Origin of the sequence: Pseudoalteromonas sp. SR41-1 (assembly GCF_014164015.1) — a bacterium.
In the GTDB taxonomy this organism is placed as follows: domain Bacteria; phylum Pseudomonadota; class Gammaproteobacteria; order Enterobacterales; family Alteromonadaceae; genus Pseudoalteromonas; species Pseudoalteromonas distincta.
In genome coordinates, this window is record NZ_JACJEK010000006.1 from 89322 (window position 1) to 115415 (window position 26094).

Annotated in this window: 20 protein-coding genes; 12 read left to right on the forward strand and 8 right to left on the reverse strand. The window is 39.7% G+C overall.

Going from position 1 to position 26094, the window contains the following annotated elements; translation table 11 throughout:
- Positions 1–166: 166 nt before the first annotated feature.
- Positions 167–1768, forward strand: coding sequence for an isocitrate lyase (locus H5118_RS06650; RefSeq protein ID WP_002959200.1), 1602 nt, complete (start codon positions 167–169; stop codon positions 1766–1768).
- Positions 1769–2587: 819 nt separating this feature from the next.
- On the opposite strand, the gene H5118_RS06655 is transcribed toward H5118_RS06650, so the two are convergent.
- From H5118_RS06655 to H5118_RS06665, 3 genes are all read right to left on the reverse strand, one after another.
- Positions 2588–4606 carry a S9 family peptidase gene (locus H5118_RS06655; RefSeq protein WP_182748251.1) on the reverse strand — a complete coding sequence of 673 codons (2019 nt, stop codon included), beginning with the start codon at positions 4604–4606 and terminating at the stop codon, positions 2588–2590.
- A 154-nt stretch (positions 4607–4760) separates the two neighbouring features.
- Positions 4761–5495: a 5-oxoprolinase subunit PxpA gene (locus tag H5118_RS06660; RefSeq protein WP_182748252.1), complete on the reverse strand. Its 735-nt coding sequence runs from the start codon at positions 5493–5495 to the stop codon at positions 4761–4763.
- Between the two features lies 1 nt (position 5496).
- A complete protein-coding gene (locus H5118_RS06665; protein WP_182748253.1) occupies positions 5497–7308 on the reverse strand; it encodes a glycoside hydrolase family 3 protein in 1812 nt (603 codons plus the stop codon).
- A 370-nt stretch (positions 7309–7678) separates the two neighbouring features.
- Here H5118_RS06665 and H5118_RS06670 point away from each other — a divergent pair, with 370 nt between their 5' ends.
- Complete coding sequence (locus H5118_RS06670; protein WP_182748348.1) at positions 7679–9196, forward strand: sensor domain-containing diguanylate cyclase; 1518 nt, start codon at positions 7679–7681, stop codon at positions 9194–9196.
- Here H5118_RS06670 and H5118_RS06675 read toward each other — a convergent pair.
- A complete protein-coding gene (locus H5118_RS06675; protein WP_154902851.1) occupies positions 9193–9717 on the reverse strand; it encodes a hypothetical protein in 525 nt (174 codons plus the stop codon). The genes H5118_RS06670 and H5118_RS06675 overlap by 4 nt on opposite strands.
- A gap of 149 nt (positions 9718–9866) precedes the next feature.
- Here H5118_RS06675 and H5118_RS06680 point away from each other — a divergent pair, with 149 nt between their 5' ends.
- The gene (locus tag H5118_RS06680; RefSeq protein ID WP_182748254.1) at positions 9867–13889 is read left to right on the forward strand and encodes a rhombosortase-dependent M36 family metallopeptidase; all 4023 of its coding nucleotides are present in this window, start codon (positions 9867–9869) and stop codon (positions 13887–13889) included.
- Positions 13890–14152: 263 nt separating this feature from the next.
- Here the strand turns inward: H5118_RS06680 and H5118_RS06690 are convergent, their stop codons facing one another.
- Positions 14153–15028, reverse strand: coding sequence for a LysR family transcriptional regulator (locus tag H5118_RS06690; RefSeq protein ID WP_182715957.1), 876 nt, complete (start codon positions 15026–15028; stop codon positions 14153–14155).
- Positions 15029–15136: 108 nt separating this feature from the next.
- Here H5118_RS06690 and H5118_RS06695 point away from each other — a divergent pair, with 108 nt between their 5' ends.
- Complete coding sequence (locus tag H5118_RS06695; RefSeq protein ID WP_182720234.1) at positions 15137–15808, forward strand: hypothetical protein; 672 nt, start codon at positions 15137–15139, stop codon at positions 15806–15808.
- Between the two features lie 261 nt (positions 15809–16069).
- On the opposite strand, the gene H5118_RS06700 is transcribed toward H5118_RS06695, so the two are convergent.
- Positions 16070–18151 carry a TonB-dependent hemoglobin/transferrin/lactoferrin family receptor gene (locus tag H5118_RS06700; RefSeq protein WP_182748255.1) on the reverse strand — a complete coding sequence of 694 codons (2082 nt, stop codon included), beginning with the start codon at positions 18149–18151 and terminating at the stop codon, positions 16070–16072.
- Positions 18152–18290: 139 nt separating this feature from the next.
- Between H5118_RS06700 and H5118_RS06705 the strand changes: the two genes are divergently transcribed.
- Genes H5118_RS06705 through azu form a run of 5 tightly spaced genes read left to right on the forward strand, consistent with a single transcriptional unit; the run spans position 18291 to position 22120 of the window.
- Positions 18291–19100, forward strand: coding sequence for a hemin ABC transporter substrate-binding protein (locus H5118_RS06705; RefSeq protein WP_182748256.1), 810 nt, complete (start codon positions 18291–18293; stop codon positions 19098–19100).
- Positions 19097–20149, forward strand: a complete 1053-nt coding sequence (locus H5118_RS06710; protein WP_182748257.1) for an iron ABC transporter permease — start codon at positions 19097–19099, stop codon at positions 20147–20149. Before H5118_RS06705 ends, H5118_RS06710 begins: the two co-directional genes overlap by 4 nt.
- On the forward strand, positions 20146–20934 hold the full coding sequence (locus H5118_RS06715; protein WP_182711980.1) for a heme ABC transporter ATP-binding protein: 789 nt from the start codon (positions 20146–20148) through the stop codon (positions 20932–20934). The genes H5118_RS06710 and H5118_RS06715 overlap by 4 nt, the downstream gene beginning before the upstream one ends.
- A complete protein-coding gene (locus tag H5118_RS06720) occupies positions 20931–21674 on the forward strand; it encodes a HugZ family protein (RefSeq protein ID WP_182736542.1) in 744 nt (247 codons plus the stop codon). Before H5118_RS06715 ends, H5118_RS06720 begins: the two co-directional genes overlap by 4 nt.
- Complete coding sequence (azu, locus tag H5118_RS06725; protein ID WP_182748258.1) at positions 21671–22120, forward strand: azurin; 450 nt, start codon at positions 21671–21673, stop codon at positions 22118–22120. The genes H5118_RS06720 and azu overlap by 4 nt, the downstream gene beginning before the upstream one ends.
- 48 nt (positions 22121–22168) lie before the next feature.
- On the opposite strand, the gene H5118_RS06730 is transcribed toward azu, so the two are convergent.
- The gene (locus H5118_RS06730; RefSeq protein ID WP_182748259.1) at positions 22169–23101 is read right to left on the reverse strand and encodes a ChaN family lipoprotein; all 933 of its coding nucleotides are present in this window, start codon (positions 23099–23101) and stop codon (positions 22169–22171) included.
- Positions 23102–23435: 334 nt separating this feature from the next.
- Between H5118_RS06730 and H5118_RS06735 the strand changes: the two genes are divergently transcribed.
- Both H5118_RS06735 and H5118_RS06740 read left to right on the forward strand, forming a co-directional pair.
- The gene (locus tag H5118_RS06735) at positions 23436–24158 is read left to right on the forward strand and encodes a hypothetical protein (RefSeq protein ID WP_182748260.1); all 723 of its coding nucleotides are present in this window, start codon (positions 23436–23438) and stop codon (positions 24156–24158) included.
- Positions 24158–24640, forward strand: coding sequence for a hypothetical protein (locus tag H5118_RS06740; RefSeq protein WP_182748262.1), 483 nt, complete (start codon positions 24158–24160; stop codon positions 24638–24640). The genes H5118_RS06735 and H5118_RS06740 overlap by 1 nt, the downstream gene beginning before the upstream one ends.
- Positions 24641–24725: 85 nt before the next feature.
- Here H5118_RS06740 and H5118_RS06745 read toward each other — a convergent pair whose 3' ends face one another.
- The gene (locus H5118_RS06745; protein WP_010388419.1) at positions 24726–25349 is read right to left on the reverse strand and encodes a tyrosine-type recombinase/integrase; all 624 of its coding nucleotides are present in this window, start codon (positions 25347–25349) and stop codon (positions 24726–24728) included.
- Between the two features lie 310 nt (positions 25350–25659).
- Here H5118_RS06745 and H5118_RS06750 point away from each other — a divergent pair, with 310 nt between their 5' ends.
- Positions 25660–26076 (forward strand): SMI1/KNR4 family protein, encoded by a 417-nt coding sequence (locus H5118_RS06750; RefSeq protein WP_182748264.1) that lies wholly within the window; start codon positions 25660–25662, stop codon positions 26074–26076.
- Positions 26077–26094: the final 18 nt, after the last annotated feature.

The following is a 26094-nucleotide window of genomic DNA, read 5'->3' on the forward strand; positions in this document are numbered from 1 at the left end:
TGTTGAGTGCTTTTTAGCTATTCACAAAATGTATAGCCACAATAACAACTATAAATTTACTAAATCTAGAAAAGGAGCCTAATGTTGAATTAAGCGCTACGGAACACACTCCTAGCCACTCTCACAACATTAAAATAATTTACACACTCGTTCGAAGGATTTTATTATGACAACATATCAACGCGAAACAGACACACTCTCTACTCTTTGCCAAACACAAGGCAGCGCATGGAAAGCTATTAACCCTGAATACGCAAGCCGTATGCGTTTACAAAACCGTTTTCGTACAGGGATTGAAATTGCGCAATACACAGCAGACGTAATGCGTGAAGATATGGCTGCATATGACGCCGACACAAGCCAGTACACGCAATCTTTAGGCTGTTGGCATGGCTTTACTGCCCAACAAATGATGATGGCTATTAAGCGCCATCAAAAAACAACTAAACGCAGCTATGTATACTTAAGTGGCTGGATGGTTGCAGCGCTTCGCTCTGCATTTGGTCCGCTGCCAGATCAAAGCATGCATGAAAAAACATCGGTACCTGCGCTAATTGAAGAAATTTACACGTTTTTAAAGCAAGCTGATGCACGTGAACTAGATCACTTGTTTAACGACCTAGATGAAGCAAAAGCGAACGGCGGCGATGTTCAAGCTGTTATTGATAAAATAGACAACTTTGAAACCCATGTTGTGCCAATTATTGCTGATATTGATGCCGGTTTTGGTAACGAAGAAGCAACTTACTTACTGGCTAAAAAAATGATTGAAGCCGGTGCATGTGCCATTCAAATAGAAAATCAAGTATCTGACGCCAAACAATGTGGTCACCAAGCGGGTAAAGTGACCGTTCCACACGAAGACTTTTTAGCAAAGATTAACGCAGTACGTTACGCCTTTTTAGAACTTGGTATTGATAACGGTATTATTGTGGCACGTACAGATTCATTAGGTGCAAGCCTTACTCAAAAAGTACCTGTGTCGCAAACACCAGGTGACTTAGCAAGCCAATACAATGCATTTTTAGAAACGACACCAATTAACGGTGTCGATGACTTGAATGAAGGCGACACAGCAATGAAAATTAATGGCCAGTTATGTAAACCAACTCGCCTAGATAACGGTTTATACCAGTTCCGCGAAGGCACTGAAAAAGACCGCGTAGTATTAGACTGTATTACTAGCTTGCAGTCGGGCGCTGATTTACTGTGGATTGAAACAGAAAAACCACATGTTAAACAAATTGCAGAACTGGTGAATCGTGTAAAAGAACACGTGCCAAATGCAAAACTGGTATACAACAACTCGCCTTCGTTTAACTGGACGCTTAAGTTTCGTGAGCAAGTATATCAAGAGTGGGAAGAAGCAGGCCGTGACCTTAGTGCTTACCCAAGCCTTGGCGATAATAAAGGCCTTATGGCACCAGAGATGGATGCAACAGAGCTTGCACAAGCAGCCGATTTACTAGTGCAAAACTTCCAGCGCGATGGCGCACGTGAAGCAGGTATTTTCCATCACTTAATTACTCTGCCTACGTACCATACAGCTGCGCTAAGCACTGATATTTTATCAGAAGGTTACTTTGGCGATATGGGTATGCTGGCTTACGTGCGTGATGTACAACGCCAAGAAATTCGCCGCGAGCAAGCTTCTGTAAAACACCAAGACCTAGCAGGGTCTAACATGGGCGATACGCACAAAGAATACTTCTCTGGTGATAACGCGCTAAAAGCCGGTGGTGAAGATAACACCATGAACCAGTTTTAATTCCTAACTAGATAGTGTTACTCAAGGGCCAATAGGCCCTTTTTTATTGTTTTAAACAAAGTTTAAACATTGAAGCATAATTACAGATCAGACTTTAACTAGGGCGTGTTGATCTTTGTGGATTGAAATTTGTTCAAACTAGGGGCGATTAAATCGCGGCGCGAGGTTTGTAACCTAGTGGGCTAAGTAAAAACCGAGCAACAAAGAGTTTATCGTCCCTAGAAAGAACCCAAAGGGCAGCGCATGTTTGGTATTTATGCTACGTTATCGCCTATTCATGGGGAACAACCACACTACATAAGCTCCGCCTTGCCTAAAAACCAAACATACTGCTGCAAATTAACCCACCAAAGTTCAACACGCCCTTGCCAAATCATGTTGGATCACTATTTAACTACCTGAGTGAATTTACAGATCAGAGTTTAACTAACCTTTCATAAAACGGCATATTTGGGGTGATTTTGCTGTAAAAAGCGTTTACAACAACTTTAAAAGTCTGGTAAGTGACTGATTTTTGCTTTAATAGACAAACTTAGCGAATTTATAAACCGATTTTTTACTAACTTCTCCGTGCGATAAAACAAAATTTTACTAACTGAGAGGCTATAAACAGTGACTCAAACCGATTTTTTACCAACTCAAGTTACAAAAAATGCTATAAACCGAAATTTTACTAACTGAAGTTTTAGCTAAGTCCGATATTTAACTGTCACAGAAGTGTAAAGGGGGTTTACAGTTTGAATACTACGGCGATAAATACAAAAGCCACTTATTTAAAGTGGCTTTTATTTGAGCTATAAATGTTATACAAATTTTAGGTTATTTAGTGTGTTTATCAAACCACCATTGAATATAAGCAACTTTGGTCATTAAGTTTGATGGGCGAGCTGTAATACCATGCGATGCATCAGGAATTCGCACCATTGCAGTATCAACACCTTGTAACTTTAATGCCTGATAAAACTGTTCAGTTTCTGAAATTGGTGTACGGTAGTCAGATTCCCCAGTGAGCAACATAGTAGGAGTTTTAACGTTTCCAACATAGCTAATAGGCGAGCGTTTCATGTAATGCTCAATGTGATCCCATGGTTTCCCTGGAAACCAGTAATCAGCAAAAAACGGGTAAAAATCGGCAGTTAGTACAAAGCTGATCCAATTAATAACCGGTTTGGCAACTACAGCCGCAGCAAAACGATCGGTATGACCCACAATCCAAGCTGTTAGCACGCCGCCGCCAGAACCACCGGTCACAAACAATTTAGACTCGTCAATAAAGCCTTTCGCTATTAGCGCATCAACGCCTGTCATTAAGTCATCAAAATCGTTACTTGGGTAATTATGATGAATAGTTTGTGCAAACTCTTTACCATAGGAATCACTACCACGTGGGTTCATGTATAAAACGACATTACCTTTGGCTGCAAACAGTTGAATTTCAGCGCTAAAGTGCGGGCCATAATTAGCGACAGGACCGCCGTGTATTTCTAGTATTAGCGGATATTTTTTACTGCTATCAAATTCAGGTGGGTAAGCAACCCAACCTTGGATTGGTAGCTCATCGTGACTTGATTTAATCCAAATTTCTTCCACTTTAGCCAAAGCTTTGTCACCCAATGCATCTGCATTAAGAGTAGTTAAACGCTGCACTTTACCGCGTTTAATTATTGCTATATCAGCAGGGCGCTGAGTATCTGCAAGGGTAAAGGCTACCTCGCCATCTTCGCTTACATCAAAGTCGCCACCAGAATAAGGGCGTCCAAAGGCAACACTGCCAATTTGGGTTGTTATTATTTTACGCTTGCCACTGCGTGGTTGATATGCGAGGGCGGTTTGACCTTTATCGGCGTAACTAAAGTACACACCTTTTGAATTGGCACTCCATTTTATTTGACCTACACTACGATCAAAATTTGGCGTTAAGCTAGTTGTGTTACCTGTTTTTAAATCACGAATATAAAGCTGAGCGTTTTCGTAGTTAGTGCGTTTATCATCGTAACCTGTGTACGCTAAGTAACGACCATCGGGAGAGATTTTAGGCTGCTCGTCAGGACCATTTCTATCGGTAATTTCTGTTATATTTTGCGAAGCTAAATCGAGTTTATAAATTTCACTGTTTGTGGGTTTTAGTTGGTTGTTTGTGTGCCTGTTTGCAGAAAAATAAAGCGACTTACCATCGTTACTAAAGCTTACATCGCCCGCGTTATCAAACTCATCATGAGTGAGTTGTTTAGCATTACCACCGTTAGCATCTATGGAAAATAATTGGCTAAAACCTTTTTGTGTGTAACCGCCACCATCTGAACGGTAATAAACATCATCAATAAATTTGGCGGGCTCTGCCCAGGTTGCGCCTTTTGGTTTACCCGGTAAGCTCACTGGCGCTGAATTAGCGCTTGGGACAAACATGCTAAATATTAATTGGTTAGAATCAGGGCTCCATGTAATCGAACGTGGACTACTCGTTAAGTTACTAATTTTTGCCATAGCACCTGTTTTAAGCCATTTAATATATATTTGGCTGCTGCCATCACGGGTTGATATAAACGCAAGGCGTTGAACATCAGGAGAGAGTACTGGCGAGTAATCCATGTGCACGCCAGAGGTTAGCGGCTGCATTTGTTTGGTTTTGTAATCAACAGACCAAATATTACCCACTTTGCGATCTGTTTTTATATCCATGCGGTTACGCACAAAATAAACAGTTTTACCGTCTTCGGTTATATCTATTTGATTAGCATATTCTAAATTAAACACGTCTTGCAGTTGTAGTGTATTTGTTTCAGCGTAGGCTAAATTGCTACAGCCTAAAACGAGGCTAAGTGTTAAAAGCTTTTTCATTTTATCCCTGTTGTTACTTTTTTTAATTTGCTAAGTAGTTATATGTTAGGGATTATTAAATTAACAGTAGGATGCGATGAAGCTCTTATTTAAATCTATGAGTTAAAGCTGTAAAGGGGGTTTACAGCTTCTATTTGTGGTTGTGTAAAAGTGTTTAGTTAGCTGAGTTACACAGGGCTTTTATGTCTTTTATAAGCGCTATGCCATCAGCGTTGTCGCCATGTACGCATAAGCTATGGGCGTTGAGCGTTAGTTTTTTTCCAGTTCGTGTTGTCACGCTGCCATCGGATAAAAGCTGAGTTACTTGCTCTAGTAATGCGGCTTTGTTGTGAACGCTGCCCTCAAGTGTTCTCGACACTAAATGCCCATCGTCGGTGTACTGCCTATCTGCAAAGGCCTCTAGTATTAACTCAACTCCTAAACTTTTAGCTATTTGAATGTGCTTATTGGCATTTTTAGTCGCTAAAATCATTAGCTTTAAATCTGTTGGGTAGCTGGCAATTACATTTATAACGGTTTGTAATATTTGATCATTTGCCATCATGTCGTTATAAAGTGCGCCGTGGGGTTTTACATAGCTAAGTGTTAAACCTTGTACTTTTGCCATCCCCTCAATAGCGGCTATTTGATAGTGCAGGCAATTTGTAAGCTCTTTTTCGCTAAGTACCATTGAGCGCCTACCAAAGCCCTGCTTGTCTGGGTAGCTTGGGTGAGCACCAATTTGTACGTTATGTTGCTTGGCAAGTACAAGAGTGTATGCCATTACATCGGCGTCACCTGCATGAAACCCACACGCAATGTTAGCCATATCAATATGTGGCATAACGTCATCGTCTAGCCCCATTTTCCACGCGCCAAAGCTTTCGCCTAAATCACAATTGAGTTTCATATTAGTGCGCCTTTTGCGGTTTTATTGTGACAGGTAATACGCCGTTAGCCGGTGCTTCTCCTAATAACACTTTTGCAAGTGCGGTAAAAGCAGGGCCAGATACAATATCGTTTTTATCTACATCAATATTATATGCGTAGGATGCAAGTACAGCATTTGCATAATTGCCAAATTTAGCAATGTCGTAAGGGGCTCTTAGGCTTATAAAAACAGTGCTTTTGTTTTTCTCTTTTGCCATATTTAATAATGACTCAAGTGCTTTTGGTTGCTCTGCATTATTAAGTGCAAAATTAGGGTCGTCTTTTAAATCATCCATACCGCCAATTTCTACCGCACTTTGATTAGGTGTTGCATTGCCGGCTATAACTACATCAGCAGCGTGTATTTGTGCTTTTACGAGTGCAGGGTCGAACCCTTGTAAGCTACTACAGCTATAAGTGAATTTTTGCTGGCTGATAGCTTCAATCGCTTGCTGCATTGCCATACATTTACGCGTGTCTGGCATAATAATATGAACATTACTTCCTGCTTTTAAATTAAGCGGCAAAGTACTGTTATTATTTTTAACCTGCGTTATTGCCTCTACAGCAAGCTGCGCTTCTATTTCACGATGTGCTGCACTGCCAATTGTTTGCTTTGCATTTATGAGAGCGGTAATAGGGTCAAAATTAGTGCTTAATCTAAATTTATTTTTTAGCGTAATTATACGCTGTGCCGATTGTGCTATTTCTTGCTCATCAAGTTGGTTTGATTTAACCGCTGCAACAAGCTCTTTAATAAGATCATCGAGTTTATTTAAATCATCTGGTGTTCTAATTTCAATAGGCATTAGGGCAATGTCAGCTCCAGCTGCAAATGTATTTATTACAGCTTGAGTTGGTGTGAAGAAGTTACTAATACCAGCCATATCAAGCGCATCAGTTACTACAACTCCTTGGTAATTAAGCTCGCCACGTAAAATATCAGTAATGATTGCGCGCGACATTGTTGCTGGTTTTACCATCGTTTTGCCATTAACACTTATAAACGTTGTGCTATCAAGCGCTGGGTATTGAATATGCGCCGTCATTATCATGCCTGGGTTTTGCTTGGCGATAATGTGTTTAAACGGTGCTAGGTCTTGCTCGTAAATAACTTCTTTTGCATGGTTTACTTTAGGCAAGCCTGTATGGCTATCTACGTTTGTATCGCCGTGACCCGGAAAGTGCTTTAACGAGGTAATCACGCCATTGCTTTCAAATCCTGCAACCTGTGCGGCGCCCAATTTACTCACTAATGCTGGGTTTTCACCAAACGAACGAACGTTAATAACAGGGTTATCGGGGTTCATGTTTACATCAACCGTGGGCGCGTAGTTTACATTTATACCCAGCGAGTTTAGTTCTTTAGCTATAACTGTTGCTGTTTTTGTCGCAAAGCTTGTACCGTGTTTTTTGTAGGTTGCGCCAATCGACATATTACCGGTAAATGAGGTGGCAACATCGCGTGGTAAACGCGCTACACGTCCGCCTTCTTGATCTATTGATATAAATAGCGGCAGCTTACTACTGGATTTACTTGCAGCTGTTTGCAATTGGCTATTAAGCGTAATTGTTTGCTCTATCGATTGAGTGTTTTCAGAAAATAAAATTACCCCACCAATATCGTATTTTGCAATAGCGGTAGCGAGCTCATTAGGTAACTCGGTCATTGGAGTTCGGCATTTATTACTTACTCCTTGCTGGCAGAAGTAACGAAAGTCGAGTATTAGCTTTTGCCCAAGTTTTTGTTCAAGAGAAAGCACGGGTTTAGCAAGCGAGGATTGTAATGGCATTAAGCACCCAGATAAAAAAACGATAGACGATACAATACACTTATTTAGCAAAACACACTCCAAAGCTAAAAAGTAGATAAGTGTAAGCAGCTTAACTACTTTTTGAGGTAACTGCAAAAGAAGGATTTTTTGCAGAGGAACCAATAACATATTGTAAAAGTTAAAGAAAATTTATAATTTTGCTATTAGCGAAAAGTTATATTTAGTTATATTTTTTGTGGCTTTGTTAATATTAGATAATAAATTTTCCAGAGGGTATAATTGCGGGCTTTATATACAATTATAGGTTCGGGTACTGAATACCTGTACTTAGGATGGCATACGTTTGCGAAAAAAATTATTAACGGCCTTAAATCTTCGATTTCTTATTTTGCTTTTAGCGATTACGGCTTCTATTAGTACTTTAGTAAGTAGCTTTTATTCTACCTACCAAGTACAAAAAGAGCAGTTAACAGCTTACACGCTAAAAAGTAACTATGCTTATGCCAATAAACTGGCATCAGCAACAGATAATTTTTTAGAATCCGCAATGCAACAACTGGCCTATTCAGCTAAAAAAATAGAGCAAAGAGTTGATGATGAAGATTTATTAAACCAAGAAGCGACCCGCTTACACTTACAAACGAATAGCTTTAACTCGGTTGTAATTAATAAGCATAGTGTTGTTGTCGCAACCTCTCCTAAATTTCCGCAACTTATTGGTGAATCAATCCACTCACCTGGCGCTGTACAAGCGCTACAAGAAAAAAGACCATTAATCAGCGCGCCTTATATGTCGGCTGCTGGGAACTTTATTGTTTTTATTTCTCATCCTTTGTTTGATCAAAGTGGAGATTACCTTGGTTATATTGGTGGCTCTCTTTATCTAAAGGAGCGTAATATTTTAAATAGCTTATTAGAGCAGCATTATTATGAGGGTGGAACAAATATTTATGTGGTCGACGCCAGTAGGCGAATTCTCTATCACCCAGATCAGGCACTAATAGGGACAGTCGTCACAAATAATTCCATCACTAATAATATGATTACAGGCCAAAGCGGTACTTCTATTGTTAAAAATAGCCAAGAGATAGAAATGCTAGCAGGCTTTTCCTCCGTGCCTAAAGCAAAATGGGTAATTGTCGCTCAGCGCCCTGTAAGAGCAACGCTTTCGTCACTTGATTTACTCATAACTGAAGTAATAAAACGTACATTACCGATGGCTGTTATTACGTTTCTTTTAATCGGTTTTTTTGCTCACTTAATTTCTAGACCTTTAAAACAACTAGCAGACAAAGCAAATACACTTGACGATCCAACAAGTATTGAAGAGCTAAAAAGTGTTAAATCTTGGTACTTTGAAAGCCAAAGACTAAAAATTGCAATGCTCAATGGAGTTAATACTTTGCAAATGCAGATAGGTCAGCTTCGTCATGATGCGCAAACAGATCCCCTAACTGATACTCATAACCGTAGGAGTTTAAACGGTTTATTAAACCAGTTGATGTTTAAGCAAACTCCATTTGCTATTTTAGAGATAGACATCGATTTCTTTAAGCGAGTTAACGATACCTTTGGCCATGATAAAGGAGATGAAGCTCTTAAATCGCTTACTGATATTATCAAAAAATTATCTCGAAAAGACGATATCGTAGCACGTATAGGTGGTGAAGAATTTGTACTTGTCTTGCCTAATGAAAACAGCCAAAGTGCGCTCAAAATAGCAGAGCGACTACGTAAAACTGTTGAGTCTACAAATATGGAAACTATCGGCTTTATAACAATTTCAATTGGGATTGCAACTTGGCCTGAGCACAGTAACGACATAGACCAAGTTTACAAATGTGCTGACAAAGCACTTTACCATGCAAAAGAACATGGCCGTAATCAGTGCATTGTTGCTGATTAAAAGTGTGTTTCGATAGGTGAATAGTTAATTGCAATTTCTACATTGGTCACTGATTTATAGCTGTTTAAAGCACTAGACAATCCTGCAATATCAACACCTTTTTCAACAAGTAATGTGTAATTGTGAGCTGTTGACTTGATTAATTCATAATTATTTTTTAACTCATCAGGCACAGAATCGGTATTTAATGTAATGGTAAGAGTACCTGTTACTACACCTTTTTGTTTTAAGTTCTGATTATAAATAACGTCGCCTTTAAATAACTGCTCAGAGTTAAAGATAAGTTTATCACCCGATGAATTTATGCTTTTAGATGCATTTTTAATAACACCTTGACTACTTTCTTTTTTAGGGAAAATAGTGTCACTTTTCTGGTTCTTAGATGGTTCTTTTATAATGATTTCTGCTGTTTTAGGTTGTGCCTGAGAGTTGTTAACCTCTGTTTTTTCACTGTTATTACATGCAGATAGTAATAAAGCTGCGATTATTGGCACTGCACTTGTAAAAATTATTTTTTGCATTCGTTTACCTTTGTTTACTTTTCTTTAAATTTAAAGCTATTCAGCCTTATTCAAGTCTGTATATTAACAACTTAACCAGGCGTTTACATAAAATAATCAATTTAAAAACATTAAGTGTTTAAACATAATAAATACAAACAGGTGGATACATGTCTCAATTTAAATTAACAACTATTGCCATGGTTGTAGCATCTACATTAGCAGCAGGTGAGCTAACGGCCGCTGAACAAACTCGATTTTATGATGTAAGTGCAACAAATGCAGTTACTCAGGGTACTTCTTTAGCTGCTGTTCAGCAGAAAACCTTAGCCGAACGCGCCACTGTCTCGGGTCAAAAATCAATTTACGATGCACAAATGGGTAAAGCAACGTTTTTATGGCAAGCAATAGGTCAGCGTAAGCCTGACATGGCTTTAATCGCTGCTGATAACCGTAACCAATATGCTGCTGACTTTTATATTGAAACTTTAACAGGTATTAGTAATCGTAAAGCAACAGCATCTTCTGCTGTTATGGTTGATTTATCAGAGCAAAAACGTGGCTCTATTAGTGCAAAATACAAGCAACAAGTAAACGGTGTTGAAGTTTTTAACCGCGAATACAACTTGTTAATGGATAAAGAGTACAACCTAGTAGCAAGCTCGGGGTATTTTGCTGATACGTCGTCATCTAAAAATAAACTTGCTGCATTAACGGGTTTTGTAAACTCTGAGCAAAGTATAAAAAAAGCATTTAGTGAATTAGCTAATATTGATGTCTCACTTCGTAAAATTGGTAATGAAGGTGGCTATGCAAAATATGAGGCTAAATCATTAGATGACTCTAAGATTGTTTTAGGTACGCCACGTGCAAAAGAAGTGTTTTTTGAAGTTGCAGGCGAGCTGAAATCTGCTTATTACATTGAAGTAGAAGTAGCAGAAGTTGGCTCTTTAGAAAGTGACTACTTTAGTTACGTAGTAGATTCGAATAACAGCAAAGTATATTTTGCGAAAGATTTGAAATCTCATGCAGCTGACTTTAATTACCGTGTTTACGCTAACCAAGATGGCTACCCAATGGAAAGCCCGCACGGTGACGTAATTCCTGCAGATGGCCCAGGACAAGTAGACGAGACTGAGATTTTAGACGCGCCAATGGTATCTCTATCCTACTACAGCAAACTAAGCACAATGGACCCATGGTTAGCTGATGATGCAACGACAACATCAGGTAATAACGTATTTGCTTACGCCGATGTGATTGCACCTCAAGACTTTAGTGAAGGTGACTTTACCGCTGAAACAACTGCAGACTTCACATTTGACTACCCTTACCAAGTAGATGAAGTTGCAAATAGCTACGCAAACCGTAAAGCAGCTATTGTTAACTTGTTTTATATGAATAACTTTTTACATGATTTTTTCTATGATCATGGTTTTGATGAAACATCAAATGTAGCGCAGGTATCTAACTTTGGTCGTGGCGGCGTAGAAGGTGACCCGATTGAAGCACAGGCTCAAGATAACTCAGGTCGTAATAATGCAAATATGTCTACACCAGCTGATGGTGCTAGCCCACGTATGCAAATGTACTTGTACAACAGTAAAGATGCCACTGTTGGTGTAGATTTTGGTATTACAGTAACTTCACATGACTCTTTAGGCCTTTTAGCTTCAACAAAAGAATCTGGCTTTGGTAAATACCAATTCAGTGATGTGGCTGCAGAAGTTGTTCGTTTAGATGATGGAAATACAGTAGATTCAACAAGTATTAATGATGGTTGTGAGCCTGCTATAAATGCTGCTGAACTAGCAGGGAAAATTGCAATTGTAGATCGTGGCTCATGTGCTTTTACGATTAAAGTAAAAAATGCACAAGATGCAGGTGCAATAGCAACTATCGTTGTTAATAATGACCCAGATACGGCAGAACCGGCACCAATGGGCGGTGAAGACGATACTGTAACCATTCCAAATATGGGTTTAAATTACGCTGATGGTCATGCAATGTATGACCTAATTGATGCTGGTGAAGTTGTTACTGTAGACATGTTTACCAAAGCAACATTAAAAGATGGTACGTTTGATAATGGTATTATTGCTCATGAATGGGGTCACTACATTAGTAACCGCTTAGTCGGTAATTCATCAGGCCTTATTAACTTCCAAGGCCGCGCAATGGGCGAAGGCTGGGGCGATTTCCACTCATTAATGTTTATCGCTAAAGAAAGCGATATAAATATTACAGGTAACGATAAGTTCCAAAAAGCATATGGTAGCGGCACATTTGTAGAAGACTTCTACTTCGGTATTCGTCGTCTTCCTTATTCAACTGATACAGATGTAAATGCATTGTCGTTCCGCCATATTACTGAAAATGCTGGTGCTGATATTGGTATATCACCAACAAGCGTGGCTTCTCCTCATGCTGCCGGCGAAATTTGGGCAACTGTATTATGGGAAAACTATGTAGCGCTTATTAACGAGCATGGCTTTAATGAAGCACAAACTCGAATGGCAGATTACTTAGTTGCAGGTTACAAATTAACACCTATTGCACCAACCTACACTGAAGCACGTGATGCTATTTTAGCTGCTGCCTATGCAGTAGACCCTGCTGATTACAAATTAATGGTAGGTGCATTTGCTAAACGTGGTATGGGTCTTGGCGCAGTATCGCCAGATCGTTTCAGTAATGACCTTACTGGTGTGGTTGAATCAAATAAAACACAGCTTTCTAGCTATGCATTTGCAAGTGCTGACTTAAACAACATGTACAATGGTACAGAGCTTGGTTTTTGTACTAACGACAATATTTTAGATAAAGGCGAAACGAGTACGGTTAGCGTAACAATTACTAACCGTGGTAGTGAAGTACTTAGTGGTACAACAGCACAACTGACTGTTATAAGCGATCATGATGTAACATTTGAAAATGATGGTTTACTTACTTTTGGTGAAGTTCAACCGTACGAAGCAATAACTAGTAACGATATTAAAGTTACTTTGAACGAAGCGGGTACAGCTGAAACACTAGAAATTGAAGTCACATTCCCTGAAATTGAAACGGACGATGATATCGTTGAAGCACTTGATCAAACACTTACGTTTGAAGTAAATATGGGCTTTAAGTCAGAAATGCCTGTTGGAGCTGTAGTTTCAGATGATATGGAAGTAGCAAGTTCATCACTATTAGATTTAAAAGAAAACGTAATGTTTGGCGGTGACTTAGCTGTTGGCACTCAGGTTATGGATAATAGTGGTAATATTGCCTTCTTTGAACAAGGTGGGTTTGAGCTAGGCACACAGGCAATGCGCCTTGTAAATAATGGCTTCCAATCAGATGTAGCAATAGAGAGTAAGCCATTCGAAGTTGGTTACTCAGGCGACTTTGAAATCTCGTTTTGGCATTTCTATAGTATTGAGCAAAACTGGGATGGTGGTGTTGTAGAAGTTAGTGTTAATGGCGGTGACTGGGTTGATGCTACTGAAATTGGCGGCACATTTGATGTTGGCTACGACGCTGTTCTAATCGAAAACGATTCGCAAGAACTTCAAGAACGTGAAACTTTTACTGGTAATAACGTACAAGATAGTGGCGCGTATGGTAATTATGAAACTATCAACTTTGGTGATGCTCTAAACGGCAACTTAGTAAAAGTACGCTTTAGGATTTCATCAGATGGCGCAGTAAGTGATTTAGGTTGGTGGATTGATAACCTAACTATGTCTAACGTTTTATCTCCTGTATTTTCTGAGCTTGTAGCGGGTGATTCACTAGCATGTGATAACGCAGCCCCACTTGTTTTAGTCGAAAGTGCATCAGCGGAAATTACTGAATCTGCTACAGGAACAATTACAGCAACAGCTACAGATCGCAATGGCCAAACACTAACTTATGCTTGGACTCAGGTTAGCGGTAGTGCTGCTACGCTCACAGGTACCGATACAGCAACTTTGAGCTTCACACCTGCAGCTATTACTGCAGATGAAGAGCTTGTTTTTGAAGTTGCCGTAAGTGATGGTGTAACAACTGTGACTCAACAAAGTACTGTAATGGTAAAAAATGAAGCGGTAGCAACTGTGCCTGTAACAGAATCAAAATCTAGCGGTGGTGGTAGTTTTGGCTTTATAGCTTTATTACTTACTCCATTAGTATGGTTTAATAGACGCCGTAAAAACGTAAGTAAATAAGTTTAAATAACATCCCGTCATCTCTAAATACATGACGGTTTTAATGAAAGGCCAGTAGCGTTTGCATCTGGCTTTTTTTATGCACTTAGTTTGATTTTTTTAGTCCTGAGCACAGTAACGACATAGACCAAGTTTACAAATGTGCTGACAAAGCACTTTACCATGCAAAAGAACATGGCCGTAATCAGTGCATTGTTGCTGATATTAGCTAACCACTGCTTAGCTAAGTAATACTTTACATTGAACTTAAATTGATAAATTCTCTACAAAGAGTGCATGAGTTTATTAAGCCAGCCATCAGCTTTTGATGGTTTGTAAATCATTACTATGTCTTCGCTGTAGCGACTGTTAACCCCCTTTACAGTTAATTTTTTAAGCCCTAAATCATCAATCACGAAATTTGGTAAATATGCCAACGCCAAGCCACTTTGTATCACCTCTATTAATGCACTGTAATCGCTACATCTAAATACAATATTGCGCGGGGCTATTTCATCTTGCCAACCGTCGGAGCCAATACCTTGTTCAAGGCCGCACAGTGGTGAAAACAACGGGCATGCAAAAGACAACTGTAGTAATTGGTTTTTATTGAGTGTTAAAAAGCCTTTTTGTACTAGCTGATGTGAAGGAGACGCAGCTACACTAAACTCAGTATTAAATACGTCAACCGCCACTAAATTAGTATGTGAGCTGTTGTTTAATGCCTCGCGAGTAACTAGCGCAATATGCGCCGAACCTGATGCAACTTGGCTTATGGCTTCACCTTCAAATACATTATTAATACGCACCGAGCAAGGCAGGTTACTAAGGGGTGTAAGCAGCTTTTTAACGCCACTTTTGAGTAAAATGGCAGGGCCTGCAATAACCGCATTAAATTTATGATTATCGCTTTTAAAACGGCTAGTAAGCTGCTGGTAATTATGAACTAAATCGCTACTGTGCTTAACAAACTCTTTGCCTTTATCATTGAGTACTAAGGTTTTACCTACACGGTTAAACAGCTCCGTGGCTAAATTTGCCTCAACCTTTTTTAGCGTTTTAGACAGCGCACCTGGGGTAATATTAAAGTGCTTAGCGGTTGTATGCAGATTTTGCGAACCCGCCATATGAATTACTTTTTCAATGTCATCTAAATGCATAGCGCCAAACCGTATTAACTAAAAGGAAACAACTAATCACTTATTATCGATTATTTGTATATAAAAATCAGCTTATAGTGGCGCTATATATATTTTTTGAGCACTAACATGAAACACATACTGCTATTTTTTATTTTATTATCGAGTGCAGCGCACGCAAATACACCTCAACACAATTCACACATAACCCACAGCTATAATGGCTTCCATGGTATGGCGCTTATTTTAGCCGGCGATAAAGTACTTGCCAGCCACATGCCTTTATACGCCCCTCCACACAACTACCAAATAGTGTATGAAGTAACTACGGATGACACCCACTTAAAAACAATCAAAAATATTTTAAATAAAGCAGCAGACGAGCAAGAACAGATCACTATTTTACCAACCAAATTTGACCTAAATTTATTAATAAATAAAAAGACACCCACCTTAAATGTAACTGTATTTAACGGCCATTTTGAACGCGGTGGCAACGCACTTTTTACTACAAAGCTAACCTTTAAAAACCCGCTATATGTTGAAAAAATAACGACTAATCAAGCACAAAAAAATGTGTTTACATTAATAAAGCTAACAGAGCAGCAAGGTTTAGTAATTCATAAAATACAAAGCAAGCCAAGCTATGACTCGTTAAGCTTAGTACCGCTTACTATGAGTAAATATAACGGGAAATTGAAGTGTGATGCTTCGATAAGCACTGCGCTTAAAAGCAAACTAGAGGCATGTTTTAAAACCGTACCAAGCTATTTAGAAACAAAAGACTTTGCAGTTAATTAATTTATAAAACCAGTGATTTTTGCTTTAAATCGCTGGCTTATAAAGTGTTACTTTGTTTTTAGTAAATTTTAAGATTAAATTTTGAGATGACACCCACCGTTAATTTTGTACTTTAGCCATAATGAATTAGGTGGTGCACTTCCAATTAGAATCTAGGAATCAATAAATAAAAAATTAGGTTGGGTGTCATCATAAAAATAAACTCAACAAACGCTGCAGCTTCATGCAGCGTTTGTTGCTATTTAATTTTCTAGGAGCTAATTAAAACTCATAGCTTATTTTGGCTGAAAAGTTACGCCCAGGTTGGGTGTATTGGCTAAAATCAGCACCTTGTGATTGACCTGCAATCAACTCAAAAGGTACATATTCTTTATCGAGCAAGTTAAGTACACCTACATTTAGCTGCCACGCTTGCCATTCGTAGTTTGCGTATAAATCAACAACGCCGTAGCCATGTCCTTGCGTAGTTTTATTACCGTTTGTATCAAGTACTACATCCGATTGCGATTTAGCCAAACGCAACGCGGCGGTCCAGTTAATATTACCCTGTTCTGTACTTAACAATACTGAGCCATTTAACGGGCTAATGCTGAAAAGTGGCTGATCGGTTTCTTTATTTTCACCATCAACGTAAGCCACGTTTGCCTCTAGTAGTATATTTTCAGCTACATACATGGCAATTCCGGCTTCCACACCGCTTATTTGTGTTTCGCTAATATTTTGGTACTGATACAGCGTTTTGTTTACGCCAGGAATGTACGTTGGCTCAACACCCACTACGGCGGTTTCTATAAAGTCATCGTATGCTGCATAAAAAGCACTTAAATTTACACTAATATCGCTGCTGGCGTATCTTAGCCCAAGCTCAAACGAATCACTGCTTTCAGGGTCTAAATCGGCGTTTGGTAATATTTGATAAAACGGCTCAACGCCGTGGCTTTGATAGGCTTGGTCGTGTGGTGGTATTTTAAAGCCTCGTACGTATTGTCCGTACAACGACAAGTTATCATCCACTTGGTATATAACACCTAGCTTAGGCGAAAAGGCAGATTCGGTAATATCACCAAGCTGCGCATCGGCGTATAGCTCATCATTTTTAGCCTCTAGGGTGTAGTAATCATATCGCACACCCGCAATAACCGACCACGCGCTATTATTAAACGAGATACTGTCTTGTACATAAGCGCCAATTAAAGAGGTATCAGCCCCCGGGAATGCTTTTTGTTTTTGGTCTGTAAAATCAACAGTGCCATCGGCTAAAATACGGGTTTTAAAACGTGGGCGGGTGGTGTCGTATAAGTCTATATCAATCCCGTATACCACTTCATGATCGGCACCCTCTGCGTTAAACCCTTTATTAAATACCGCTTTTAAACCTAAAATATTTTGCTCAAAACGATAGTCGTTATAATCGGTGTAGGTGCTTGCGCCACTAATTTGATCGCTTTGTTGCTCGTAACTACTATAAGACACTTGCCCGTACCATTTATCAAACGCAGCGGTTGCTACTTCTGAATAGTAATCGAGCGCCAGTGACCAACTCGTGTCATCTTCTTCGGTTTCTTGAACAGCGGGGGTTATTACTTGCTCAGTTGTTTGATTAAAGTAATCAAGGGTGTATTTTAGTGTGCGTTTTTCATCAAGCTGTTGCTCAAATTTAACTAATAAAGCATCCAACTTAGCATCATAACCGGGTAAATTTTCGTCATAGTTTTGTACTTCTTCGCTGTCGCGGTGGCTATACACGGCGCTTACTGCAAAGTCGCCTAAGTCTTTTGCCGCAGTAATATCGGCGGCTACTTGATTACTTTGACCTTGATACCCAAGCGCCATTTTTACAAAGCTGCTGTTATTTTTTAAATAATCACTAGGATCTTTAGTGGTTATAACCACAATGCCACCAAGTGCATCAGAGCCATATAATGACGATGCAGCACCTTTGGCTACTTCTACTTGTTTTACACCTGCTACGTCAAAATAATTACGGCCAACTAAATAGCCCCCTCCACCTGCATAACCATCGTTGGTGCGTCGGCCATCTTTTATAAATACAACCCGGTTACCACCAACACCACGTACTGTAAGTGTTTGCGCGCCTGCGCCACTGCCTGTCGTTGCAATGCTTGGGTCGTACTTAAACATGGTTTGTAAATCTACAGCTAGCTGACGCTCTATGTCTTGCTCGGTAATAACAGTGACTGAGCCTGTTACATCTTTAAGCTTTTGCTCAAAGCGCGAGCCACTTACAACAATATGATCGTCAATTATGTTTTCGGCAATGGCAGTGCCCGAGCCAAGTAGTAAGGTTGCTATAGCAGTAAATCTAAACGCAGAGGGATTCATTTTAACTCCAAATGATAATAGTTATTATTTATGGCGGAGATGTTACAACTAAGTCAAATTAAGATCAATTAATTATGATAATCATTTTCATTTAGATTTAACTGGTTATAATAGCCAAAAAATAAAACCGGAGTGTGTAATGAAATACCTATTTATATTGTTTGCTTTAATGGCCCAATCTGCACTTGCACAAGAGCGCGTTATTAGCGCTGGCGGCACCCTTACTGAAATAATTTATGCGCTAGGCAAACAAAATACCCTTGTAGCTGTTGATCAATCGAGCATGTACCCGCACCAAGCCACGCAATTACCGCAAGTGGGCTATTATCGCGATTTAGCTGCAGAAGGCGTACTTTCAATGCGTCCAACCACCTTGTTAGCGCTTGAAGGCGCAGGGCGAAGCCAAGCACTTAAGCAAATTGAGGCAACAGGGGTTAAGCTAATTCATTATAAAAAGCCGACCTCAGTTAACGAGCTACTTGAGCTTATAAAACGCCTTGGTACCGACTTAAACGCCAAGCAAAAAGCACAAACACTTATTACACACATTACAAAATCGTTACCTGAAAAAGCAAAAGCGCAAACACACAGCGCGCTATTTTTACTCTCAGCTAATGAGCGCGGGCTTATTGCAGCCGGGCAAGAAACCGTCCCTAATTTATTATTTAGCTATGCAGGCATTACCAATATAGGCGCTACGCATTCAGGCTTTAAAGCAATTAACACCGAAGTACTTGCTATAAATCAGCCCGACTTTTTAGTAGCCCCAGCCCATGTTGTACACAGCCTTGGCGGTAAGCAGGCTTTTTGTGAGCAACCTACACTACACTTATTAAAAGCGGCGCAAACCTGTAACTTACTTGTAATGGATAGCCTACTTTCGCTTGGCATGTCGCCACGTATTGCCACAGGAATTAATGAGCTTAACGAGTACAAAGCCCACTTATGAACACCCTAACATTGAGCCGTTTTAACCCTGTAACACTTAGCCAAACCCATAAATGGATGCTATTAGCCTCTGTGTGTATTTTTGCTTTGGCGCTACTTAGCATAGGGTATGGGCCAGCAGGGTGGGATTGGCGTTTAGCCATTGCTTGGCTTGCACCCGAGCGCTTTAATCAGTTTGATGCGCTGCAAATAAATGTCGTAATGCAAATACGTTTGCCACGCTTTGTGCTTGCAGTGCTTGTAGGGTTGGTGCTTGCCCAAACAGGCGCGTCAACGCAAGCGCTGTGCCGCAACCCATTGGCCGATCCATCTATTATTGGCATTAGTGCGGGTGCGGCTATGGTTGCTGTGGCGTTTATAGCACTTAGCGCGCAGTTTAATTTTAACGCGCAGTTGTATTTACCTTATGCGTCGTTTTTAGGGGCGCTTGGTGTTACCTCGCTGGTATATTTTATTGCCAAGCAGCAAGGGCAAATTAATATCACCACACTTATATTAGTGGGGGTGGCTATTAACGCGTTAGCATTTGCGGTTATTGGGCTACTGAGCTTTTTTGCCGACGATAGCGCGCTACGATTAATAAATTACTGGACCATGGGCTCATTAGGCGGAGCAAGCTGGAGCACGATTATTCAAGCTGCGCCGTTACTGTTTATCAGCCTAATTGGCCTGTGGCGGTTAAAAGAGCCCATGAACTTACTCCTTATTGGCGAGTCACAAGCTCAGTACCTAGGGGTAGACACCAACAAGCTCAAACTATATGTAATTATACTTGTTGCACTAGGAGTAGGGGCGGTTGTGGCACTTACCGGCTTAATAGGGTTTGTTGGTTTAGTAGTCCCGCATATTGCCCGATTAATGGTGGGGCCGCATTTACGTAATATGCTGCCGCTTTGTATGCTAATTGGCGTAGTGGTATTGCTACTTTCTGACTGGCTAGCACGCATTGTGATCATGCCATCAGAGCTACCCATTGGAATTATTACTGCATTATTGGGTGCGCCATTGTTTATTTATTTAATAGTGAAAAATAAGCGAGGTTGGTCATGATCACGTTTAACAATCTAAGCGTTGGCTTTGATAATCACAGCGTTTTAAACGCTATTAATGGCAGCGCTAAACAAGGGCAACTTGTAGCACTACTTGGTGAAAATGGCGCAGGTAAATCTACCTTGCTGCATACCTTAGCAGGTATGCATTCCTTTACAGGCAGTGTACTTTTTAATGCTAAGCCGCTGGCCGCTCATGCTAAAAAACGCCTAGCCACACAGCGCGCAGTGATGATGCAAGCAAACCACGTAGGGTTTGATTTTACTGTATTTGAGCTTATTGCAATGGGCCGCTACCCGTATGTAGAGTCATTAAAAATGCAAAGCGAAAAAGTAAATAAATACGCCGCTATTATGGATTTAAGCCATTATTTAACTCGCCGCGTAAGTGCGCTTTCGGGCGGAGAGCAACAACGTGTGCATATGGCGCGCACTTTGGCGCAACTAAACGCCTTTACACAATCGGCCGAGCCAAAACTAATGCTGCTCGACGAGCCTACATCAGCACTTGATATGCGCCATCAACATGCTTTGCTCAGCTGCGTTAAAGCGTTTGTAGGGCAGGGTAACAGCGCCATTATTGCAATACACGACCTAAATTTAGCCAGCCTTTATGCAACCGATGCTATTTTACTGCACAACAAAAAAGTGCTGCAAAGTGGGCCTATAAACACCGTATTAACTGAACAAAACTTACAACAAATGTACGCCATGAAACTGCACGTAAACCCTCATCCTTATAACGATGCACCCATGGTTTTTTCTCAACGTCAGGAGTTTTTATGAGAGAGCAAGCGTTAAACGATGCACGCACATTGGTTTACAAAACCAATGCTGGTGTCATGTCGACCATTTCTAATAATTTACGCGGTTACCCGTTTGGCTCAGTAACCCCCTATATGTGCGACGAACAAGGCCGCGTTTACTTTTTTATTAGCGATATAGCCCAGCACACTAAAAATCTAAAGCACGACTCACGTATGAGCCTAACTGTGTTTGATGCCACCGACAGTGGCGATCAAAACGAGCACGGCCGCGTAACGCTTGTAGGCGATGGCTCTATTGTGCCAAGTGAGCAAGCACACACTTTACTTGATAACTATATTTCCCTATACCCCGAAGCCGCTAGCTATCGCAACGCGCACGACTTTCAATTATGGCAATTAGACGTAGTGCGAGTGCGTTACATTGGCGGCTTTGGCAAAATATTTTGGCTTGAACAAATCGAGTGGCAGGGCGAGGCAAAAAACTGGGATGAAAGCCAACAGCAAAGCATGATTAACCATATGAATGAAGATCACCAAGATGCTATGTCGCTCATATTAATGCAGCACTACGGCGTAGCCGATAACACCCCTATAATGAGCGGCCTATTACCCACTGGTTTTTATATACAAAGCCAAAAGCGTAATTACTTTATTAATTTTAAAACCCAGTGCAACAGCCCGTTAGAGGTACGTAAAGCGCTGGTTACGTTAACCAATCAAGCACGCAACAACTTAGCTAATACAGAGGAAACAGTATGAAAAAATTAATTGCTTTACTAAGTACTGCACTACTACTTAGTGTCAATGCAGCACATGCAGACGAATGCACACTTAGCCTTGATGCAAACGACATGATGCAGTTTTCAACTAAAACGCTAAGCGCTCCTAAAAGCTGTAAAAAAGTAACTGTAAAGCTTAGCCATGTAGGTAAATTACCCGCCAATGTTATGGGCCATAACTGGGGGCTTGCTAGCGAGAAAAACATGCAAGCTATAATAACCGATGGCAACGCAGCAGGGCTTAGTAACCACTACTTAAAGCCTAACGATACTCGCGTACTTGCCGCTACCGACATTATTGGCGGTGGCAAATCAGCGCAAGTTACTTTTAATACTAGCGCCTTAACAGCAGGGACTAACTACACGTATTTTTGCTCTTTTCCTGGGCATTACGCCATGATGAAAGGCACATTTACGCTTAAATAAATATCAAAGGGTGTATTGCACTAACACTGTGTAATACACCCTATTTTATTATTGGCAATGCGTTTGCTCCCCTCGTTTGGCTAAAGCTTTAAAAGCCGCTTGTTGATGTTCTTTTTGTACATAACGGGGTGGCAAAGGATTAACCTGCAACTGATACCCTGTTTGATTAGCTTGCACACTTGTTACCGGCGATATCCAAACAACATTTAGCTCTGGCGCTAAACGCTTAATAACGCGCGCTATACCTTCGCCATTTTTTACATGAAAATCGCCCGCTATATGCATTACTTGCGCATCTTTATGATTATTTAAATAGTTAACGATAGACTCCCCCATGGTTTCATCCCAGGTAACTTGCGCAGCATAATAGTTTTCATTTTGACTTGGCGAGCCGTGATGCATTGAGGTCATAAAACGTTGTCTATAATCACTGGGGGAGGTATCAATAGCGGCTGCAATATAGCTCTGCTGTGTTTCATCAAGTTCATTTAGGTAACTTATGCCTTGCCTGCCAATACACGTAACAATATTTTTAGGAGCATTTGCAGCTATTACATCGCTATTGTTCGCTTTAGCCAGCTCTACCAGCGCACGGTAATCACTTTTGTAGTTAGGCCACGCTTGGGTGTTATCAATTAAGTATTGCTCACCAATTTCACCTTTAACATACTGGTTTAAAGTAAGCTGATCGGCGCGGCTAAATTGTTCAAGCGACAGGGCAGTGCGTTTATTACTTTTGCTTAATTGCTCAAATAACTCAGCCTGAAATAAATGCACACCCGGGTGCGTATGCCATTCACCTACTAAAACCACATCGGCATTTAATAGCTTGGGCTCTAATAATACAGAGCTAACAGGCTTTGCTTGTGCATTATAAAGCGCAGCGTAATAAAGCGATGAGCTTTTATCAGGCGGCACAGTTGTTGTGCTACAACCACTCAAACCCGTAACTAACGCCAGAGTTAACATAGACTTTTTCATACACACCTTTCAAAACCTTTTAATGCAAATAATTATCAATATCATATAATTGTAATACCTATTAAGCCAGCCAAAAACAGTAAAAAATAAATAAGCAAAGAAGATCAAATAAGACATTGTAGAGTGCAATTGATAGGCAGTTATGAGCGAGAAGCAGACGGTCATCTTTTTATATCAAATGCATTTAAGATTTCCTGACTTGAATTAACTGTTGTATTGTAAATAGTAATTTTGCTTCTGTATAAGGAGCGATATAAGTATCGTGAGATAAGGTTTACTTAGCTACTTTTTGTTAATGTAAATAAGGTAATAATTAATTTTTAAGGTTGAAGTAATGGAATATAACAATCTATCCAAGCTTGTAAAAAAAGTTCTCAAAACAGATCAAAGTGGTAATACAACAATGCCCTCAAGACGCGAAATGACAAGCAAAATTTTTGCGTTTATTATGCTTATTCCTGGAATTACTAGCATTGTGATGACAGTAACAAGCGAAGGAGGGGAAAGTATTTTCTTCGCTATTTCTGCAAGCTTCTTTTTAAGTATATCAATATTGCTTTTTGGTCGAAAGAGCCGCTTAGAGTTTAACGGGACAGAAAAACAGCTTAATTTAAAAACCGCATTATGGGGTTACTTTCAAAGAAGTAAAATTGTTGTACCGTTTGATACACTATCATTTGAATTAAGTAGTATAGGCGCGCAAGGCCCTTATCAAATTAAGTTTGTTGATCAGTTATATGAATTTAAACAGTATACAGATGCTAAGATGTTCATTTCGTTTTTATATACGAAATATAATACTACTGCAGTTGAAACCATATCGGATTGGCCTAATAAAACACCGATAAGGTTTGCTCAAAGTGAATTATATAACTCACCTCAAGTTACTCATGATACTAAAAAAGCTAATTCAAACTCTCACCTGGAAGATGAAGATTTTAATAGTGAAGATCTTGTTTTCATTGAAATATGGAATCGCAAATCGCTAATAAAACTATCCCTGCCATTTTTTGTTTTTACAGCCATTGCCGGCTTAGTTAAATACGGAGTGCTGTAATGTATTTTAAAGAACTATCTAGTGAGCTAGCTATTTATCGACAACCGAGGTTAACTAGATTATTGCTAGTTTTGTTGTGTAGTTTCTTTTTATTTATCGGGCTAATTAATGTGTTTAATTCTGATGAAGCAAAATCATTACCGATATGGGTATCTGGGTTTATATGCTGGCTAGGGTGGAGTGGTTCGTTTGGTGGCTATGTATGTCGTTTTGATCTCGCAAAACAAACCTTGGAATTAAAGTCGAGTAGTTTATATACTATTTTTAAACGTGTTTATAAATTATCAGATATTAAAGGTTTTAAAGCTATACCTAGAAAAGGCTACACACATGACTATAGATTATATGCAGTGTTAACTGATAATACTCATATTGCTTTCGCAAACTACAAAGGACGAGGGTTTGCAGTTAAGGAGTGTATAAAAATGGCTGAATTTGTCAGTAAGCCTTATCAAATCAATATTGATACAGCTTCATTATGATTTTCTTAGAACAAAGTAGCGTGGATTAACATTTTTTTAGAAACCAATGCCAGACGCTTACTTCAGGTCTGGCATTGGTTCAAACTTAAGCATCGATCTGTTCTGATACTTCTAACGCATCATCAACTTCTATTCCCAAGTACCTGACAGTGCTTTCTAGTTTTCTATGGCCAAGTAGAAGCTGACAGGCTCTTAAATTTTTAGTTTTTTTGTAAATTAGTGATGGTTTAGTACGTCTCATAGAATGAGTGCCATATTGAGTCTTATCTAACCCAATTGAAGTGACCCAAGAATCAACTATACGTCCATATTGACGGGTTGAAAGGTGTTCTGAGGAATGAATTCGTGACTTAAACAAGTAATCATAAGAGTTGAGAGTAAATTGCTCTATGAGCGCCACAATTGATTTCCTTGTATTCCCAGTAATTTCAAATTGGACGGGCATACCAGTCTTTTTTTGAACGACTATTGCCCTTGATTGAATTGTTTTACCATGTGCGATGTCGTTAACTTTTAGTGAAACTAAATCACACCCTCTTAGTTTGCTATCTATGGCTAGGTTAAATAGTGCTAGATCTCTTATTTTATGAAAAAGTTCTAGTCGTATTCGGATAGCCCATATTTGCTGTAATTTCAGAGGTAACTTTTGTCCTACAAGCTTATTTTTATTCCAAGGCTCTTTAGGCTGATATATTGTTAACTGGTGCATTAGTTGTACTCCGGTGTTTATGGAGTTTTAAGCTTAGCCCGCTACAAAAGAATTCGGGTATGAGCGATAACCGGACACTGAAAAAGTTAAAGTTATTCTTGTTTTGATGAGTAGGTTCCTAATTTTTCCCGATAACATTATTAAACGCCGCTTTGGGGAAAAATAACATGCTTAATATCTCGCTATTTTAATTACTTGTTTACAAAGGCAATTATTGGTGAAATTATCGGGGTATGTAATATACGCCGTTTTGGTGTGTTATAAACCACCAAAATGGTGTTCAATAAGCTGTTAGTCTCAAGGGGAAAATATGACACTATCCAAAAATCTGGATGAGAAGATTAAGAACTTTGACTTTGATTATATTGAGTCATATCTGGGGAACCCCGTTCCTTCATGCCTAAAAGAATTGTATTCGTCAGGCGAAGTATTTGAGCTAGAAAATATCATCGTCGACGAAGAAGATGATGATGAAGGCAATGACTTGCTTTACATATGCATTGCTAATTGGGAGCCGCTAAATGAAGAACGGTATCAAAGGCCCTGGCCTGGAACTGAAAAATATCTTAACTTCGCACAAGATGGTTCTGGAAATCTATTCATAGCTAAGCCAGAGGAAAATTTTGAAGTTGTGCACTTTTTCGATCATGAAACTGGTGAATTAGAGTCATTAAATATAAACATTCCAACTTTCATAGGTAAAGTAAGGGAGTGGAATGAAGACTAACAAGTCAAAGCACGCGGA